Annotated in this window: 13 protein-coding genes; 10 read left to right on the top strand and 3 right to left on the bottom strand. The window is 64.8% G+C overall.

Annotated elements, in window-relative coordinates:
- The first annotated feature begins 124 nt into the window (after positions 1 to 124).
- The 10 genes from HJG44_RS17700 to HJG44_RS17655 all read left to right on the top strand — a co-directional run bounded on the left by HJG44_RS17700 (position 125) and on the right by HJG44_RS17655 (position 13072).
- Positions 125 to 565, top strand: coding sequence for a hypothetical protein (locus HJG44_RS17700; RefSeq protein WP_171219670.1), 441 nt, complete (start codon positions 125 to 127; stop codon positions 563 to 565).
- 416 nt (positions 566 to 981) lie between these two features.
- Complete coding sequence (locus tag HJG44_RS17695; protein ID WP_171219669.1) at positions 982 to 1128, top strand: hypothetical protein; 147 nt, start codon at positions 982 to 984, stop codon at positions 1126 to 1128.
- Positions 1129 to 1306: 178 nt separating this feature from the next.
- On the top strand, positions 1307 to 2164 hold the full coding sequence (locus HJG44_RS17690) for a hypothetical protein (RefSeq protein WP_171219668.1): 858 nt from the start codon (positions 1307 to 1309) through the stop codon (positions 2162 to 2164).
- A gap of 63 nt (positions 2165 to 2227) precedes the next feature.
- Positions 2228 to 2770 (top strand): hypothetical protein, encoded by a 543-nt coding sequence (locus HJG44_RS17685; RefSeq protein ID WP_171219667.1) that lies wholly within the window; start codon positions 2228 to 2230, stop codon positions 2768 to 2770.
- A gap of 68 nt (positions 2771 to 2838) precedes the next feature.
- Positions 2839 to 3522 (top strand): hypothetical protein, encoded by a 684-nt coding sequence (locus HJG44_RS17680; RefSeq protein WP_171219666.1) that lies wholly within the window; start codon positions 2839 to 2841, stop codon positions 3520 to 3522.
- A gap of 2 nt (positions 3523 to 3524) precedes the next feature.
- Entirely contained in the window at positions 3525 to 5846 is a 2322-nt protein-coding gene (locus HJG44_RS17675) for a DDE-type integrase/transposase/recombinase (protein WP_171219665.1), read from the top strand.
- Positions 5843 to 6829 carry an AAA family ATPase gene (locus HJG44_RS17670; protein ID WP_171219664.1) on the top strand — a complete coding sequence of 329 codons (987 nt, stop codon included), beginning with the start codon at positions 5843 to 5845 and terminating at the stop codon, positions 6827 to 6829. The genes HJG44_RS17675 and HJG44_RS17670 overlap by 4 nt, the downstream gene beginning before the upstream one ends.
- Positions 6826 to 8916: a hypothetical protein gene (locus HJG44_RS17665; RefSeq protein ID WP_171219663.1), complete on the top strand. Its 2091-nt coding sequence runs from the start codon at positions 6826 to 6828 to the stop codon at positions 8914 to 8916. The genes HJG44_RS17670 and HJG44_RS17665 overlap by 4 nt, the downstream gene beginning before the upstream one ends.
- 269 nt (positions 8917 to 9185) lie before the next feature.
- Complete coding sequence (locus HJG44_RS17660) at positions 9186 to 12254, top strand: Eco57I restriction-modification methylase domain-containing protein (protein WP_171219662.1); 3069 nt, start codon at positions 9186 to 9188, stop codon at positions 12252 to 12254.
- Positions 12251 to 13072, top strand: coding sequence for a hypothetical protein (locus tag HJG44_RS17655; RefSeq protein ID WP_171219661.1), 822 nt, complete (start codon positions 12251 to 12253; stop codon positions 13070 to 13072). Before HJG44_RS17660 ends, HJG44_RS17655 begins: the two co-directional genes overlap by 4 nt.
- A gap of 32 nt (positions 13073 to 13104) precedes the next feature.
- On the opposite strand, the gene HJG44_RS17650 is transcribed toward HJG44_RS17655, so the two are convergent.
- The 3 genes from HJG44_RS17650 to HJG44_RS17640 all read right to left on the bottom strand — a co-directional run bounded on the left by HJG44_RS17650 (position 13105) and on the right by HJG44_RS17640 (position 17659).
- The gene (locus tag HJG44_RS17650; protein WP_171219660.1) at positions 13105 to 14598 is read right to left on the bottom strand and encodes a hypothetical protein; all 1494 of its coding nucleotides are present in this window, start codon (positions 14596 to 14598) and stop codon (positions 13105 to 13107) included.
- 163 nt (positions 14599 to 14761) lie between these two features.
- Complete coding sequence (locus HJG44_RS17645; RefSeq protein ID WP_171219659.1) at positions 14762 to 17194, bottom strand: HD domain-containing protein; 2433 nt, start codon at positions 17192 to 17194, stop codon at positions 14762 to 14764.
- 45 nt (positions 17195 to 17239) lie between these two features.
- A complete protein-coding gene (locus HJG44_RS17640; RefSeq protein ID WP_171219658.1) occupies positions 17240 to 17659 on the bottom strand; it encodes a hypothetical protein in 420 nt (139 codons plus the stop codon).
- Positions 17660 to 17662: the final 3 nt, after the last annotated feature.

Here is a 17662-nt window from a genome sequence, read left to right as displayed (position 1 = left end):
GGTTTATGGAGTACGGTTCGTTAACCCTTTCCGGTAGAGACCAGGGCTTTGGCCCGGTGAGGTAGAATTTTTTTCTGGATCCCGGGCCTTAGTCGTGTATAATGGCAAAATCGAGAGACTTCGCATGAACCGGGACGACATCGACCGAGAGCTTGCCGAAATCGGTCGATACCTGGAGTTCTGGACCCGCACCGAAAGGGACGCACGCGAGAACGTCATTCACGGGCGGATCAGGCAAGCCGAGCTTCTCCGTCTGCTCGACAGGGGGGGCGGCACGGTTCTCCCATCCGCCGCGGCCACAAACACGGCCCCGGTGCCGCGACTGCGCAGCCTCGCCGCCCAGATCATGGTCGAGGCCCTGGAGAAGGCGGGCCCCCGCGGCCTATCAGGAGGAGAACTGAACAAGCTCGTCGTCGACGGCGGCCTCTCAAAGGATGCGGCGGAGAAGGCCAAGGTTAAGATCAAGCGTGCCGGACAGGTCTTTCACGATGAGACTGGTCGGCGCTGGTACGCGCTCAATGCGGTGCCGCCTCACCTTCAAGTGCGAACGCCGGAACAGGATTAGGAGAACGGACGTGAGACACAGACGATGGGCCGCTCGCGGCCCCCCCCTAACACAAAGGGCGCACGGCTATGCCGCACGCCCTCGTGTTCTCAGCTTCGCTGAAAGCGAAGCTTACCCGTTGGAGAAGCAGCAGGGCCTGCCAGCCCCGCCCTTTACCTCCGGGCCATCGCCGATCCTGAACAGAGCCGCCAGCTCCGCCAGGTCACGCGACGGCTTTTGCCGTCCGCCCGAACCGTCACGATCCCTCAACAAGCTCTAACACCCGGGATCGTGACTCACACGTCTTGGTCGAACCGACCAAAGGTGGCGCAGCCGCCCTTGGAATCTGTCTTGTATCAGCAGCCCGCCTTCAAAGCAAGGGCTGTCGCAGGCAGTTTCGGCGCGAATCGGGACGTTTGCCTCCGAAAGGGTAAACGATGTCTTACCACGCCTACGATGACGCGCCCTGCTGGATCGGGGACCTCCAGCTGCTTGATCCCGACTTCGACGACTGGGGCGACGTCTTCCCGTTGACGCCGCTGCGGGAGCTGCCCTGGAGCCCGGGCCGCCCGCTCCTGTCGTAGCTCGCAGCACCAACCGCCCTGCACCCCCGAGGTTGGGACACACCGTTCCGGACCTCTCCACCCGACCTTTCCCGTCGCAGCCGGCGCGCCCTCGCGCGCCGGAGGGGAAAGCTCGTCCGTCTCACCCGGGACTACGGCCAGCAGCCGCGGCCTGTCCGTCCTTCACGAAAGATCTACCATGCTCGCCAACCTCCAGTCCCACACAGTCAAAAAAGCGCCGCCTCCTGGCATCTGGCCCGCGCTTCCGTCGACGCCCGCTCTCAACCCGTCGCACAACCTCCCGTCCGCCCGAACGGCCGCCAACGACGACGTCGCGGCATGCTCGGCAATCGTTCCGGCCGATCTCGGGCTCGGGCCCCAGGCGCTCAGCTTCGGACCGACCGTGCTGGGGCGCAACGCCGTGCCCGACTTCGTCCGTTCCGAGAAGCTGCCGGGCGGCCAGGCCCTCGCGGCGACAAGCCTCGAAACAGCGGCGCTGCAGATGCTCGTCTGCGACCCGAGCGTGGAGAAGATCGTCCCTCGCGGCCACGTCCTGTCCTACTCCGCCATGCGCAACGGCGGGCGCCACGAGCATGTCTTCGTTCCTGACGTCGTGTTCCGGCGGTTCGGCGGCGAGGTCTGCACGCTTGCTCTCCTGCCCTCTTGGGAGCGCAACCCGCACGATCCCGCCTGGATCAGCAAGGCGGCGGATCTGCGGGCGGCCTACCGGTCGCACGGGGTGACCTTCCTCGCCTGGACGGAGCGTATGCCCTTTGCCCGCATCCCGCGGCGCAATCGCGAGTTCATGCTCGAACGCGCCGGCGCTGCAACCGAGGTCGACCTGCAGAAGGTCCGCTCCGCCATCGACCTGCACGGCCTTCCCAGCAGCGTCGGTGCCCTCGCTCGCCGGGCCAGGCTCGGGAGCCGCAGCAGCCTCAACCGCCTGCTGACGTGCCTCACGAACCTCGCGCTCAAGGGCGAGGTCGCGCTCGACATGAGCCGTCCCTTCGACGGCGGATCGCGCGTCAGCGCCGGTCCGCGGCTCGGGCAGAGCTGAGGCCCACACCTCCGGGCGGCACGGCCGCCCCCGACCAGATCCCGAACTTCAAGGACCCCCGACATGCGCCTCTTCCACTTCACCTCCGAAGGGCACCTGCCGCACATCATCGCCTCCGGCGGTCTCTGCAAGGGCGACGTCATCGTCGGCCAGCGCGGCGAGAAGACCCTCACCGCCACCTGGCTCTCCCTCGATCCCGATCCCGACCATCAGGGCCTCGGGGACGGGACGGCTACGCTCATCGCTACCGCCGAGATGATCGCGCTGGGCATGCCGGCCACCATGGGCACGGTCGACAAGCGTGCCGTGCGCATCACCGTCGTGATCCCGTCCACGGATCGCAGGCTCCGCCGCTGGCTGCCGTTCGCGCGCGGCGGCGTTGGGGAGCAGATCATCGATTTCGAGAAGCGCCACGCGGGCAATCCTCGCTTCGTCGAGGACTGGTTTTTCTATCGCGGCGTCATTCCGGTCGAGCGCTTTGCCAGCATCGAGATCCGCGCCGGCGACGGACCTTATGAGATCGCCACCCCCGAGCGCATCGCCGCGATCGAGCCGCACGAGATCGAGTGGACCGGCGGGGTGCCGGAAGCGGACTGGGAGCACTGAGCCGCACGCGTCACCCACGAACAGCAGGACGCCCCATGAAGTTCGATATCGAGGTCGCGGCGCATCAGATGCGCGTCACCGCGAACATAATCACGGACCCGCGCGGTGGTCCCATCCGCCGCATCATCAACGGACGCCACCGCAAGCCTACCGGCCGCTACAGCAGCGCCAAGGCGCGCCGCGCAATGCCGTGGGAGGATCGCCGCGAGCGCGACTACTTCATGCATTGCGAGGCGGATGCGAATGTCGCGACCTACCTCGCCCAGCCGCACCGGCTCGAAATGTTTGTCGGGATGCGCGAGCCCCTCGTGCTCTTCCCGGACCTGCGCCGCGATATGGCGGACGGCCAAGTTGCGATCACGGAGGTGAAAAAGACCTACGCGCCCGACCCCTTCTACGCGCTCAAGATCGAGCTTGCCCGCGACGTCTACGCGAGCCTGGGATGGTCGTTCGCGGTCGTGGAGGCGGACGAAATCTACGCGCGGCCGGTCTTCGACACGGCCAAGACGATCCAGGCCGACAAGGACGCCGAACTCACGGTTGCCCAGCGCTTCGCCGTGCTTGACGCCCTGGAAGCCGCCGGCGGTGCCATTGCCTACGGCGCCCTGTGCGAAAAGCTGGGCGGCGGCATCATGGGAGCGGTGTTCGTGCACGCCGCCGTGGTGCGTCGGAACGCAGCCATCGACATCCGGCAGCGCTTGCGCCCGGACACCCCGGTGACACGCGCCCCTGCAAGATCGGGGGCTCGCTGACCATGGCGCTCAAGAACCACTACGAGCCTGGCGAGCAGTGGCACGTCCCCGAGGGCCGCTACGCCTACGTCGCCGAGGTCGGCAACCAGCTGATGTTCCATCGCGTGGACGGTGGGAGCGCGATCCCGATCTTGAAGTCCGAGGATGAGCTCTTGAGGTTGCATTCGGCGCGCAAGGCGTGGCGGCTCCCGCCGGACAAGCCGGTCGCCGGGAAGCTGCTCAGCTACGAGGAGATCGACGACGTCCCGCCGGAAGGCGCACCGGACGACGCTCGCGCGCGCCAGTTCTTCTGCCGCGTGTGGGATCGCTCGCCCTGTGGGTACGGCCACGTCGCCCTGAAAGGCCTGCTGGATCTCCACAAGAAGGAAGCGCGCAGCAAGGACATCAAGTGGATCCCGAGCCCGGGCGCGCTTCAGCGGGCGCTCGGCCGCGGCGAACCTGGCAAGCGCCCCCTCCGGCTCATGTTCGACATGCGCGGCAAGGGGAAGCGCCAGTTTTGGCCGAAGCCCGTCGCGCATGCGCTCGCCGAGACCGTCGCCTGGTACTGGGCCGAGGCCACCCGCACGCCGCTCGACGCGCATGCTCACATCACCAAGTTGGTGAAGGAGCTAAACGTCCAGGGTGCCCGCCTGCACGGCTCCGTGTGGCAGAGATTGCCCACGCCGAGCGACGAAACGGTCCGGACCTACATCAAGAACTCTCAATCGCTGGAGAAGCTCGTTGCCAAGTTCGGCGAGGACGAAGGGCGACGCCGGGGCAAGGGCATCTTCCCTGGGCTCGTCGCCGACCGCGCGCTTGAATATGTCATCGTCGACTCGACGGTTGTCGACGGCTGGTGCGTGCTCGACGACGGCTCCGGGTACGCGGCAGGCCGCCCCACGCTCACCGTTGCTATCGACGTGAGGACGCGCGTGGTGCTCGGCGTCGTCATCACCTTCGAGGGTGAGAGCCTTTACGCAATCATGGCCTGCCTGCAGCAGGTCGTGTCGGGCAAGCATCTCATCGCCGACCGGCTGCCACAGTTCCGCGAGCTCCTCGACGATCTGTACGGCAAGCCCGAATGCATCGTGGTTGATAATGCATGGGCGCAGGTCGGCGTCTCCTTTCAGGACGCCTGCGAGGACGCCTCGATCTCGGTCGAATGGGCGCCGGTAAAGACCCCCGAATACAAGGCTATCGTCGAGCGATTCTTCCTGACGCTGAAGAAAATCCTCCTCGATAAGATGCCGGGCGGCGTTCCCTTCGACCCGGGCATGATGCGTAAGCTCGGTTTGGACCCAAGAAAAACGAGGGCGCTCACCCTCTCGCAGCTGGAAGAGTTCATCTATCTCGCGATCTACGAGATCTATGCGCAGGAGAAGCACTCCGGCATCGGGATGGCGCCGCTGCTCGCCTGGCGCAAGGCGCTCGGAAACCAGCGCCGCTTCATCATCGACGACATCGGCTTTCTCGGCTCCGCCTTTGGCACGGTCGCGGACGCGACCCTTACGCGGTCGGGTATCGAGTTCCGGAACATGGTGTTCCACGACCCCGAGATCACGACGCGGCTGCTCGATGACCTGGCGGGAACAACCCCGATGCGGAAGCGGCGACGGCGTCCGTCCAGTGAAACGGCCGCAGTCAAGATCAAGTACAACCCGGCGGACGCATCGGCGATCTCCGTGTGGAATCCCGGCAGGAAGCCGCGCGGCTACGACCGCCTGCCGAACTGGGACAGGCTCTACGCCGCAACTCCAGGCCTCGGCTTCTGGCACAACGACCAGATCAAGCGCTTCGCGGACGCGGAAGACCTCGCCTTCAAGTCCGAGGCGGACAGGCTCCTCGCGCGCGACCGGTTCCGCGAAGAGCTGGAGGCCGCCTCGCCCGCACTCCGCGACGCGAGCATGCGCAAGCAGGCCCGTCTGATGAATCCGGCACAGCCGGTGCTCAGGGGCGACGTCGTGCAGTTCGGCCACGAGGCTCCATCGGCGAGCGGGCTCAAGCCGAACGACATCCTCGTGCACGTCGCCGCGCGGGATCGCGCGGACGACGGCATTCCCGAACCCGGGCCGCGACGGGGCGGCGCAAAGGCTGCGGCGAAGGCGAAGGCGACGCGCAAGGAGAAAAGGGCCGCCAAAGCCAGAGAGGCGAAAGATGCGCTCGCCCGTGTCGCTGCTCAGCACGCGCAGGCGAAGGCGTCCCCGCCCATCCCGCCGGCCGTCGAAGACCCGTTCGCGGCAGCACGGCTCGGCCTGCAGGTCCCGGATGCCGACGCGTACTACACCAAGCTCAAGGCCCGGATGTTGGCCCAGAGCTTCCCGACAAACGGAGACGCCTCACGATGACCAACCAGGAAGATCGGCTGGCTCACGCCCGGCGGGAGTTCCGCAAGTTCCGCATCGTCCATCCCCGCCTGGAGCGCATCCGGCGCGAGATCGAGATCATGCGCGAGGTCGGGCGCGCCAACCGGCAGGAATGGATCGAGAAGGGCCGAAAGGGAAAGCGGACCCCACACAAGTTCCTGCCCATCATCGGACCGTCCGGGTCGGGCAAGTCGACCTGCATCGAGCACTACATCGAGACGACGCCCGCCGTGTCGCGCCGGAACGACGACCTTCGGCCCATGCTGCACGTCACCTTGTCGGCGCAGGCACGGGTGAAGACCCTCGCGAGCGACATCCTGGAAGCCTACGGCGACCCCGACTTCGAGGAGGGCACCGCGGCCAAGCTGATGCGGCGCGCCGCCAACCACAGCGATGTCGGCGAAACCGACCTCATCGTACTCGACGAGATCCACCACACCATCAACACGGACGGGACCGGCGTCGAGACCGGGGGCAAGGGGGGCAAAACCGCCTGGAGCGTGACCGAAACCATCAAGCGCTGGCTGATCCGCGGCACCTGCCCGCTCATCCTGATCGGGACGGAGGAGGCCAAGCCTCTGCTGCTCAAGAACCCGCAGTTCAAGAACCGCTGCCTGGAGCCGATCTTCCTCAACCCCCTCGACGTCTCGCTCAAGGAGGAACTCGGGATGTTCCTCGACCATTGCGCCGGCTTCGACCTCAAGCTCGTCGAGCACGGCATCATGAAGTCTTGCTCGGGGCTGGTCGCCGGAGACATTCCGTCCTGCATGTACGACGTGAGCGGCGGCGTGATCGGGATCGCTTCCAACGTCTTCGAAGTCGCCTGCGAGCGCGCCATCCGGCGCGGCGCCCGAAAGATCTCCCGGGACGATCTCGATGAGGCTGTGCAGAACTGGGCCATCCCCCTCGGCATCACGGACCACAACCCGTTCCGCAACGGTGTTCGCACCAGGAGCGCCAAATGAGGCAGGCGCTCTCCACGCATCCGCTTGCGGACTACCGTCTCACGATTCCGGGCCGGCGTGGGATGCGCATCGTCCCGCTGCCGTTCCGGCTCATTCCGGGACCGATTGCCGGTGAGAGCCTGCTCGGCCTCGCGGCGCGTGCTGCGCACCACAACGGGTTCGAGAGCCTCCATCGCGTGTTCCGCCTGGCCGACGTTCACAACCTGCGCACGGAAGCCTTCCCGACGACGCAGATCGAGCGTGCCGCGCATCTCGCCTACGTGCTCAAGATGCACGAGGGCGAGATCACGTCGCGCATGCATCCGGGGGTGCCGCGGCCCGGGCGCTCCGCGGGGTTCATCGATTTCGGCAGCGTCGCGATCAGGGCGGCCTACCGCGAGGGAGGACGCCGGCGCGTTTCGCCGCTCTCGTTGCGCCGGTCCCCTCACCATCGTTCGGTCTGGTCCCTCCTCCCGTTTGCCATCTGCCCGGAAAGCAGGGAGCACCTCATCGACGCCTGTCCCGTCTGCACGAAGCCGCTGCGCTGGCGCAGGACGCTCGGCATTCCATTCTGCGAGAGCTGCGTCGATGATGATGGCGATCCGACCGTCGACTTGCGTGATCACGCCGGCCCGGTTGCGCATATAGCCGACGAGGATGCTTTCCGCCTGATGACGGGCATCGTCGACCCTGACCCCGACCGACGGCGTACGGAGCGCCGCAAGCTGCCGGACGCCATCGCTCGCCTCGATGATGGGGACATCTTCGAGTTCGCGGTGGCGCTGGCCTGCGCCGTCACGACCGAGCCCGACGCGCCTCGCGGCATCATGCGGCGCATGAAGACGCTGGCCGACTTTGCCCGTATCACGCCGGACGCGCTCGCGAAGGCCGGACGAACACTCATCGACTGGCCGCGAGGGTTCCACGCACTCGCGGACGAGACGCGCGCCGCGGCCGACCTGCGCGCCGGGCACTACGGCGTGCGGAAGGAACTCGGGCCACTGCTCATGCTCACGCGCGACGGGCATCTCGCACCGGAGGCGAAGGAGCTCGTGCGCAAGGAGATCGACGCGAACATGGCGGTGAGCGCCGCCGCGGGCCTCATCCGGAGGCGAGACAATCACCGTGAGGACGAGTGGATCACGGCTCAGGATGCGGCCCGGCGATTCGGCATCACTCGCAAATTGATGGGGCGCCTGGCCAGGCATCCTGACATCGAGGTTCGGCGCGCGAGCTCCGCCGTGCGCTCGCCGCTGCTCTTTCGGGCATCGGCGGTCGAGATGGTGGCAAAGCTCCGGAAGGATGCCGTCGCCTCACAGGAAGCCGCCAACCTTCTGGGTATCCCCCGCAGCTGCCTTCCTGATCTCGTCGCCCGCGGCTTGCTGCGCCTGGTCGCAGGTCCGGTCACTGTTACGATGGCGGGGCAGGAGCATTACGTTCGCAGCGAACTGCTCAAGCTCATCCAGGGCATCAAGGAGCGTGCGCAGGAGGGCAGCACGGACGGGACCTCCATCCGTCTCTCGAAAGCCATGAAGCGGCTCGGCGGCTCCCCACCTTGGGGGGCGGTGCTGACGGGGATACTAGAGGGCGCCATTCCCATCCTGACGGTCCCCGGACAGAACGGCTGCCTCGCGACGGCCGTCGCGGTGCACGGCATGCAGGGCTTGGCACGTGTCGCCCGGGAAGCCGGGGTTATTCCGAACGCGAACGCACCCGGCGATGCTCGCATCAGCCACAAGGAGGCGGCGGCCCTGATCGGCACGACCGAACCCTTCATGTCAGGGCTTGTCGCGGCCGGGCTGCTACCGCGGTCGGATCACGGGTACTGCCGGCTTCAGCGGGCGGACGTCGAAGCGTTTCGCGCCGAATACGTCCTGGTGAACGAATTGGCCCGCTGCCTCGGAATACGGCACCGCGACGTGCGTAGGACCTTGACGGCCAGTGGATCTGAACCGGTCGCGTCGGTCACTGCCCACGGCGGCTTTGTTTGGCGGAGGGCCGAGTTGCCATTCCGGACGTCCCGGCCACGGAAGCCGACAGGGCGGCGAACCGCGACTTGCTCGGGCGTGGCGAAGCGGCCCCCAGCGGCCAGAACAGACAGACGCTGACGAGGAGCAATCGTCAGCAAGGCGTAACCGTCGGTACGACGCTGGCCGGCGGCCTCGACGCGGCGGCAGGTGACACCTGTGCGAAGAAGCCAACCGAGGCGCATCTGCTGCGGCGTGTCGCAGCTTGCTGAAGGTCGATTTAAGAGCCCGGAGATCGGCTAGGCAGGCTTAAGTCGCTGAGCCTGCTGAGCAATTTGCTCCATACCTCGAAGTCTTTGTTCCAATTGATGTTTGCGGCCTTGATGCTAGAATCGTGAAGTACCGATCTGGTGGGGAAAGTGGTCAACTCGGTGAAGCTTCATCGCCGGGTCGAGCAGGTGCTGAGCTGGCTCGACTACGAAGGCCGGCCGAATTGGGTTCGGGGTGACGAGCTCAACCGCGCCCGCGGCTGCCGTCACCTCCTGGCCCAAGCCGTTGCAACGATGGGGGTCGTCGGGGCGTTCGGACTGCGAAGGACAACACGGCAGAGCGGTTGCCCCGACTTCCTCCCGCTGGTCTATGTCGCGCAAGCGAACACCGAGGACGAGGTACGGACGATCCACCGCCGGGTTTGGAGCCAGGGCGTTGTACCGTTCCTGCTCGTGGTGACGCCGAATGAGATCTGGTTGTGCGACGCGACGACCTATGCTTCGACCGGGTGGACCGGAAGTACCTGGAAGGCAACATGGCCATCCGAGCTTCCGTCGCCCGGCCCCATCGACAATCCGGCTTTCCTCCCGTTCCGTCACCTCCGCGCCGGGAGCATCCGCGCCTCGGTCCAGTTCGCGCAGTCCGACTTAGGTTCGGCGGGAACTCGTGTGGACGCGCATCTGCTCGGGGGATTGCGCGCGCTCGGCGCTGCATTGACGGGAGCGAACGATGTCTGCGCGCTCCCAAGGCGGACAGCCAACAAGCTGATTGCAAGCCTGCTCTACTTCTACTGTCTCCTGGATCGGGGAATCATCACCCCCGAGTGGCTCGCGGGCAGAGGACACCAAGGCATTCTGACGAAAGACGCTTGGGAGCTTCAAAGCCTGTGGGATCTCCTCGACGACCTCGACCGCGTGTTCAACGGTCGCGTGTTTCACCTTCCAATCACGCATCGCAAACGCATCACGAAAGAGCAGGCTGATCTGGTTCGGCGCGTTATCAAGGGCGGAGAGCTTCTGCTCGACGGCGTAAGCCAGCCGAACCTCTTCGAGGTCGACCTGTCGGTTGTGCGGACGGAGACGCTCTCCGCCGTGTACGAAATGTTCTTCGAAAGCGAGGGCGATGGCGTCAAAGACGAGGACGGCGCCTTCTACACGCCGCCCTTTCTCGTCGACTACGTCCTGTCCAAAGTCGACGATATAAAACCGGTTGAGCCGGGCTTGAAGGTCGTCGACTGCTCGGCCGGGTCGGGCCTGTTCCTCGTCGGCGCATATCGGCGGATGCTCGAAACGGTTCTTGACGAGGACGACCGGGAGCACCTGCCGCTTGAGCGTTTGAGACAGATCCTGGTCGACAGCATCTATGGCATCGAGCGCAACGAGGATGCGGTGCAGATCGCCGCGTTCAGCCTGTTCCTGACCATGCTGGAATACGGCGGCGATGCACTCGTCGCGGAGATGGCGCTCGCGGGACGAGACCCGAATGCGCAGACCATCTTCCCCCCGCTGATCGGAACATCGCTCTTGGCGCGGGATCTTTTCGACACAGCGCCCCGGCCCGCCGGATTTCCCAACAGTTTCGACGTCCTTCTCGGCAATCCACCCTGGCAGAAGGTCGGGGTCATCGGCAAGACCGCCGAAACCTGGGCCGAGGAACATGAACTTCATCGAAAGATGGACCGTGACCGCGCTGCTGAACTCTTCTTCTGGACCGGATACGACACGCTCCTCAAGGAAGGCGGCGTGTTTGGCATGGTCCTATCGGCCAAGTCGTTCCTGAGCCCAGGTGCGAACCGCTTTCCCAAGCAGTTCATCAAACAGGTGGGCGTGACGGGCCTCGTGAATCTGACGCATCTCCGGCGCAAGCTGTTCCCCGGCGCAGAACATCCGGCCATCGCCGTCGTGGGCAGGCGCGCAACGCCCTCCGCCGACGACGCTATCTGGGTACACTATCCCCTCCTCTCGGCCCTTCCTCTCGACCGCTCGGGGCGCCCGTGGTGCATCGTGCAGGACTTGATGGACATCGAAGTCCATCCCCGAAGGCAGATGTCAGACCCAGAAGGACTGTTCCGCGCGCTCATGCTGCGCCCGGTTGACCGTCGGGTGGCGACCTATCTCGACGACCGCTGCCGGTCGGGCGAGATCTTGACACTCGCCGCTCTCGCACGAGAGCTCGACTTCTCCATCCGCCGTGGCGGCCCCCCGAAGCAGACCGGACTGCAGGACGACCTACATCTCGGCACCCAAGGCGAGAAACACTACGTTCGACGCCTTGGTCTGCCGGAGAAGCCTCGCCCTGGCCGCCTCGAAACGGAGCTCACGAAGAAGCGCGCCTCGGTCCAACCGAAGAGCTACAGCCTAACGCCGGAAGACCTCGCGCGGGCGAATGCGCCCTACGATTCCCTGTTCCGGGGGGACATCGTGGTCGTTCCCCGGAACCTGAATAGAGCTGACTTCGTCCCCACGCCATTCGCCTTCAATTCAAGTTTGATCGGCATTTACTTCCAGCGTGAACCCAATACGGCGCTGGCACCGGATCGATTGAGACTGCTCAAGGCGCTTGCGCGCTATCTCAACTCCAACTTCGTCCGCTATGCCGCCGCGCTCTACGGCCGGATGTGGATGGTTGACCGCCGCCGCTTCGAAGCAGCCGATCTCGAACGATTGCCCATCCCGTTCACGAGCTTGGAGGACCCTCGCATCACGGAAGTGTTGACGGCGTCCGATGCAGAATTGGAGGAAATCCTGCCCGAGTTCATGCTGCTCTCGCCCGAACTCGGTTCCGTCGCCCGTGAATATGTTACTACGCGACTGAATTTCGAGAATGGCATTCTCCCACTCACGGCGCTGAGGACGCCCACAACGGTCGAGATCGACGGCTACCGCGAGACGTTGTCGCTGGAGTTAGAACGCGCGCTCACCTCGGGCTGGCATGTCGGCGTCGAGCTCGCATCCGGCGCAGAGGGCGCAGGTACCGTCAACGTGACCTTCTCCCGTCACCTGCCGCAGTTGCACGCAGTCGACAACGCCCGTTCTCGCGACGTGCAGGCCCGCTCGGAAGCACTGGAAGGAACGTCACTCGTCTACGACGCTGCCGCACAGTTCGCGGCGGTGACGAAGCCGCTGGTTGCGGCGCGCTGGTCACGGGAGCAGGCCGTGACCGACAGCCGACACCTCCTTGAACGCGTGTTCAGCGGACCCGATGCGTGACGCCGCTTGAAGTCCATCTTGCGGAACGCGGATTCGGCCCCCTCCAGGCGAGCGTCTGGGCCAGGTTTCTGGACGCCGTCCTTGACGCTTTAGAGGAAGCCGTAACGAGAGTTCGGCATCCGGATTACTGGCAGGAGCACACGTCGAAAAATGGTGCGCTTCTGAAACCACGCCCAGGTCCGGCGGAGCAGCATCGCCGGCTTCCGTCGGAAGAAGGCGTGACCTGTGCCTTGGCGGAACAACTTGACGAGTACAGGAAGACAGTTCCTCCCGACCACATCCTGCGTTCTCTCGAAGTTGTTTTTCGGAGCGAGGCGCGCATCTCTTCCAGGCGGAGAACCGGAAAGAACTCGCGGCGTATCGACATAAAGGCAGAGTCCCAGATCGGGCGCGAAGCGCCTTTCGTCGTCTTCGAAGCCAAGCTCATAGTGTCTCTGAAGGACCTATCGGAAGCTTACCTCGGCGAGGCGGGACTTGGCTGCTTCACGCTTCCGCCTGAGCCCTATCCGGCCAAGGGTGTCGCCGGCATGCTGGCGTATACGGTCGGCGAGACGACAGAGTATTGGCTCACCGCGGTCGAGGATGCGATGGCGGCGGCAGTGCCGGTGCCGCGATCCCAGACCAGGATGCGACGAGCCAGTGAAGGCGAAGTCGCGCTCTGGAGCCACATCGACCGTCCGCTTCTCGACAATGCCGAACCGCTAAACGTCGTGCATCTCGTCATGCAGTTCGAGGCAGCAGCTACAAAAGGTGGAACTAAGGCGATCGAACCGAAGCATCAAGATAGCCTGCCAGACACGTCAGGCTCTCCCACCTGATCAGCAGACCAAGGCGGGAAGGGAAGCTTGTCCTAAGCAGGCGCATCTAAATCGAGATCCTTGAAGCGCTGTCCTTCAGCAAGCAACCACGCGGCGTGATAAGCGGCCTGCTGCGTATTCAGTCCTCGGGCTTCATCGACATCGCGCGCAAGGCCGCTGATGGCAGCTTCGTAGGACAAGCCGAGGCGTACGCGCAGCGCCACGTCAGCGAGCGCCGCAGCTGCTGCAACGCGGTGGCGATGATAGTCAGCCACAGCCAAGCAATGGTCTGCGTTGGCGCGTGCGAGGGTCATCGCTCGCGTTAGGTCTACGTCGTGGTCCGCATTCGCGGTCGGAGACCCAGCGAGGTCTCTGATGTTCCCCGGAGTGAGGCAGGCCTCGTCGAGGTCCGGCGCTTGCTGCCGCAGCCGCGTGGTGATGTTACGACAGTCCTGGCAGATGAGAATGGCGCGGTGCGATCCCACGGTGGCTGCAGCGGTGGCCGCCAGCTGGCGGTGGGCCAGATTCTCTGCCTCGCACTCAGCCTGATATTCATGGACGACGAAGATTTGAGCTGTCCAACGTCCGGAATTGGAGCGCCGGCAGATCGCACGTTTGGAGCGCGAGCAGCACGGGCACGTCCAGTCCTCACCCGCGCTCACCCACGTGCGCCCGGGACGCTGCTCCGCCTCGACCGCAGCGAACTCGGCGTCACTCGGTGCAGCGCTCGGGCGTCGACGCCGAACCCGGGAAGAATTGCTGCTGCTGTCTCGTGACACTGAGCGAGCTTCGACGGCGGAAGCGAGATCGAAGCGGAAACCCTTCGGTGCGGCTTGAGAGAAGAGCCGGAAAACGACGTCGCGGTCCAGCAGCGGCTCGGGTTGGCGGCCGCGCGCTATCTCTCGCCGATGAAGGCCTGCCGTGACCCGGCTCACCATCATCGTCAGGAATGCATCGCGGCTGGCGAGATCATCCTTCGATGCCAACCAAGTTTGCTCGGCAGCTTCAAGATCAATCTCGTGAACGCGATTGGGAGATGCTGATACGAAGTCGGCAATCTCGGAAGGTTTGAAGGTGAAGTAAGACGGAAGCCCTTTGTTGCGCAGTGCCTGCTTGGCTATCCCTTCTGCAAGGTTGCAGTCCAGGCAGAGCACCGCGGGTTCGAAACGTTCGACAAGTATCGTCAGTGCGTCGCGGGCACGGTCGGCCTCCAGGTTGAACCGCGGATCGTTCGTCTTCGGATTGCTGCGGTCGAAGATGGAATGCGCCAGGTCGGCCAAGTGGTCGTGATGCCGCTCCAGCCGACATAGGAGGACGCCGCCGGCGCTCACCCGAGCGATCTCCGGCTTGCCTCGTCCGCAGCAAGGACACGTCCAGCCGGTCCACGTCGCCGCCCACGCGCTGTTCAGGTCGAGCCGATTCGTCTTGAACTCGGCCAGCAGCGCTTTTGTCTGCGCACTCCACCGGCCGTCGCGCATCGGTGTCAGAGTACCGATGTCTTCGTCCGTGATGTTTCCCAACCCGGGAACGTGCAGGGTGACGTCCATAGCTCCTTGCTATCCTTCGCCGAAGCTGCGGAACAGTGCCTATCGCTCCACGGCGTATCGACCTTGCAAAGCAAGGTCGGGCAAAAATTGGCCGCCCAAGGCTTTTCGGTTCGGGAGCTCGGTTGAGGGCTCAGAGGGCCTGAGCGGGAGTTCGCTCCCGTGGTCAAGCCTGGTCGGGCTTAACTCGCGACGGGACAGGAGCGCCGTAAGGAAGGCTAAAGCGGATCTCCGCCCGGTTCCGGTCGTCACGCTTGATGTCGCTCACGGTCACGCAGGCCGGCTTCGAAGGCAGCCCGACGTTTTTAGCGTCGTAGCCGACGACGACGATGACCACCTGAGAATCGAGCGCAACCGCGTAGCGACGGCCCTGCATCCCCGCCGCAGGTGCGGCTGCGGCGGGGTTCTTCACCGCACCCTCGAACTTGTTCTCGATCAGCATGGAACGCTCGACAAAGAGATCGAGCTTGCCGCCGCCCACGACCGAACCCTCCTCGACGCGGAGACCGCGGTAACGCAGGCATTGTTCCAGGTGCCCCTGCAGCTCTCCCTCGTCGGCAAGCGGCCTTGATACGCGCCCTCCAGCGTACCATTGGTCGACGAACGCGAACATCGCCGCGAGCGTGGCGCCAAGGGCTTTGAGATGCTCCGCCGTGAGCCCGCCGGAGAGTCGCTGCTGTATCTCATTCGCGAGTTGGGCCGCGAAATCCTGATCGTCTTGCAGCCAGCCTTCCGGGACCTGCAGATCCTCGGCGCGTATGGTCATCAGCGAATGACGCGCGTCGGAGAGATGGTCGGATACGGCCTGGTCGATGATGTCGGCGTTTACCAATGCCTGCAGCCACGACGGCTCCACCTGACTCGACACCTTGATGTAGCCGTCCGCTTCCCGCGCCATCGTCACGCCGAAGCGGCTAAGGAACACGATCTTCGCCGCCAGTGCGACGACCGGCACAACCTCTCGCGCGCAGAACACGTAGCCCGTCCGCTTCTGGAGCTCGTAGGCGTGTGACCACTTTACGGGGTTGAACGAAAATTCGGGGACCTTGATGGCGCCGTTCGGATACCTAGCCAGGATGCGGATGGCGTCCGCTTTCAGGGCCGGCAGATCCACCAGGATGTGCTCGGGGCCGCCCGTTTCGAGAGCATTCCGATATCGCTCCATCCCCTCTCCCTGAATGCCTGCAGCCTGCAGGACGTTCGCGCACGTGAGCGCAACGTTGTAGATCTCTTCCCCGAGCGCGTACCGGCCTGCGACGGTATCCAAACTCTTGACGATCCGCGCCCAGAGCGCCTGACGGTTTGCATCGGCGGTGGTGTCCTTGACGCCTGGTGGCGAGGCGATGAAGCGCCCTCGAAAGGCAAACGCCCGGTGAAGCAGATTGCGGTCGAGGATTCCCCGCGCCAGCGATGCCGATTTCGGCGAGGGTCCGAGGTTCAGGCCCTTGTGGGTCACCTCGTCTGCAAAGATCTGCAGGATCGTGTTGTCATCAACGCTGATGAAGATCTCGTCCAAACCGAAGCGCTTCTTTCGGTCGCGTTCGGCCACAAGGATAAGGCGCTGAGCCATGGCTTCAGCGGCTCGAACCTTGTGGTGATGGTAGAGGCGGTCGTAGAGGAAGGTCCGGCCAATCAGCATCTGCTCGAAGGAACCAAAGCCGGACGCGGCGATACCCAATTGTAAGAAGCGTCCCTCTGGACTCCTCGCCGCCCGCTCCCGAAGCGCGCTCTCGGACGCGTCCAGGCTCTTCTCCTGCACGATCAGAACTTCCAACCGCGCCAGCAGCCTGCTCGTGTCGAACCCGATCTCCAGCCCCGCGTGGTGAGCATCGCGAGCAAGATAGTCCATCTTATCCGCGTCGATTTGACTGCTGATCAAAGCGGAAAAGGGCAGGACGCCGGGTCCTTCTACGCCGCCGATGATCGCGGCCACGATAATGTCCAGTAGCTCGCCTACCGGTCGCGACCGTGCCGGAAACAGCTTATCGTTTCCGAGGGCAGCCTCCATCGCATTCGTCAGGACCATCATGACGGCCAGAACTTCGGAGGCCGCTGGCAGACCGTTGAGTTGGTAGCTGCGCCTAAGTTCGCCTTGGACGGCGCGGATCTCCCGCCGCCATGCCGCGTCCAGACTGCCTCCCTCGATCAGGAGGGGAGCCTCGACCTCCAGAACCGGCTCCAGGGCATGGCTGAACGGCCCGTGCCCGATATCGTGAAGCAGCGCGGCAAGGCGCAGCGCGTATCGGTCCTTCTCCTCGACCGGCGCGAGAAGACCGGACGGATTATCCCTGTTCCAGCGGTCGATCTGGCGGCCGAGCGCTCGTAAAGCCTCCTCGACCGCACCGACCACACCGATGATGTGTTCGAGCCGACCGTGACACGCGCCGGGAAAGACAAGCTGGGCGAGCCCGAGTTGTTTAACGCCTCGCATCCGCTGCAGCAGCGGGGTGTCAAGGATTCCGACTTCCCACGGAAGCAGTTCGATGGTCCCCCAGACGGGGTCGTTGACCTGCTTCGGCCTGAACTCGACATTTCTTTTCAATCGCTCCGACAGGCTGGCGAGCCAGGTAGCGACGAGGCCCTCGATCTGCGAGGACATCTCGGGAGCCGCTCCCCTGAGACGGCTCCGGAGCTCGCTCACGCGCTAGGCCGCAGCGTACTGCGCTTCATCGGACTCTGAATGACCTGAGGCGGTAGCTTTGACCACCTCCCTCAGCCGCCGCCCGACCGTTCGGGCCTTCTCAGGCCTGATGCCGTGCGAAAGCACCAGCTGGCGGGCGCTGCCCTCGTCCAGCGTGACCATCGTGGAAAGATAAGTCGGATTGGGCTCGGTCGTGAGCAGCGCCTCCTGCGCAGCGAGGAGAATGTCGGGGAGCTCGTAGCAGCGCAGGCCGACCCCCGTGACACCGAACGACAACCCACCCTTCAGCTGGTCCGGCAGATCGTCAAAACAATCCTTGAGCGCCTTGTCCAAAATGCCGTGAGAAGTCGGCAGCCGCTCGTCACCGGCACCAAGCCTCCACACCGCCGCCAGGATCTCCGCGCCATCGAACCGGCTCGTCATGGC

This window comes from Enterovirga aerilata, from assembly GCF_013044135.1.
Classification (GTDB): domain Bacteria; phylum Pseudomonadota; class Alphaproteobacteria; order Rhizobiales; family Beijerinckiaceae; genus Enterovirga; species Enterovirga aerilata.
The sequence above is the reverse complement of the archived record's forward strand: the minus strand, read 5'-3'. Positions and strand labels throughout refer to the sequence as shown.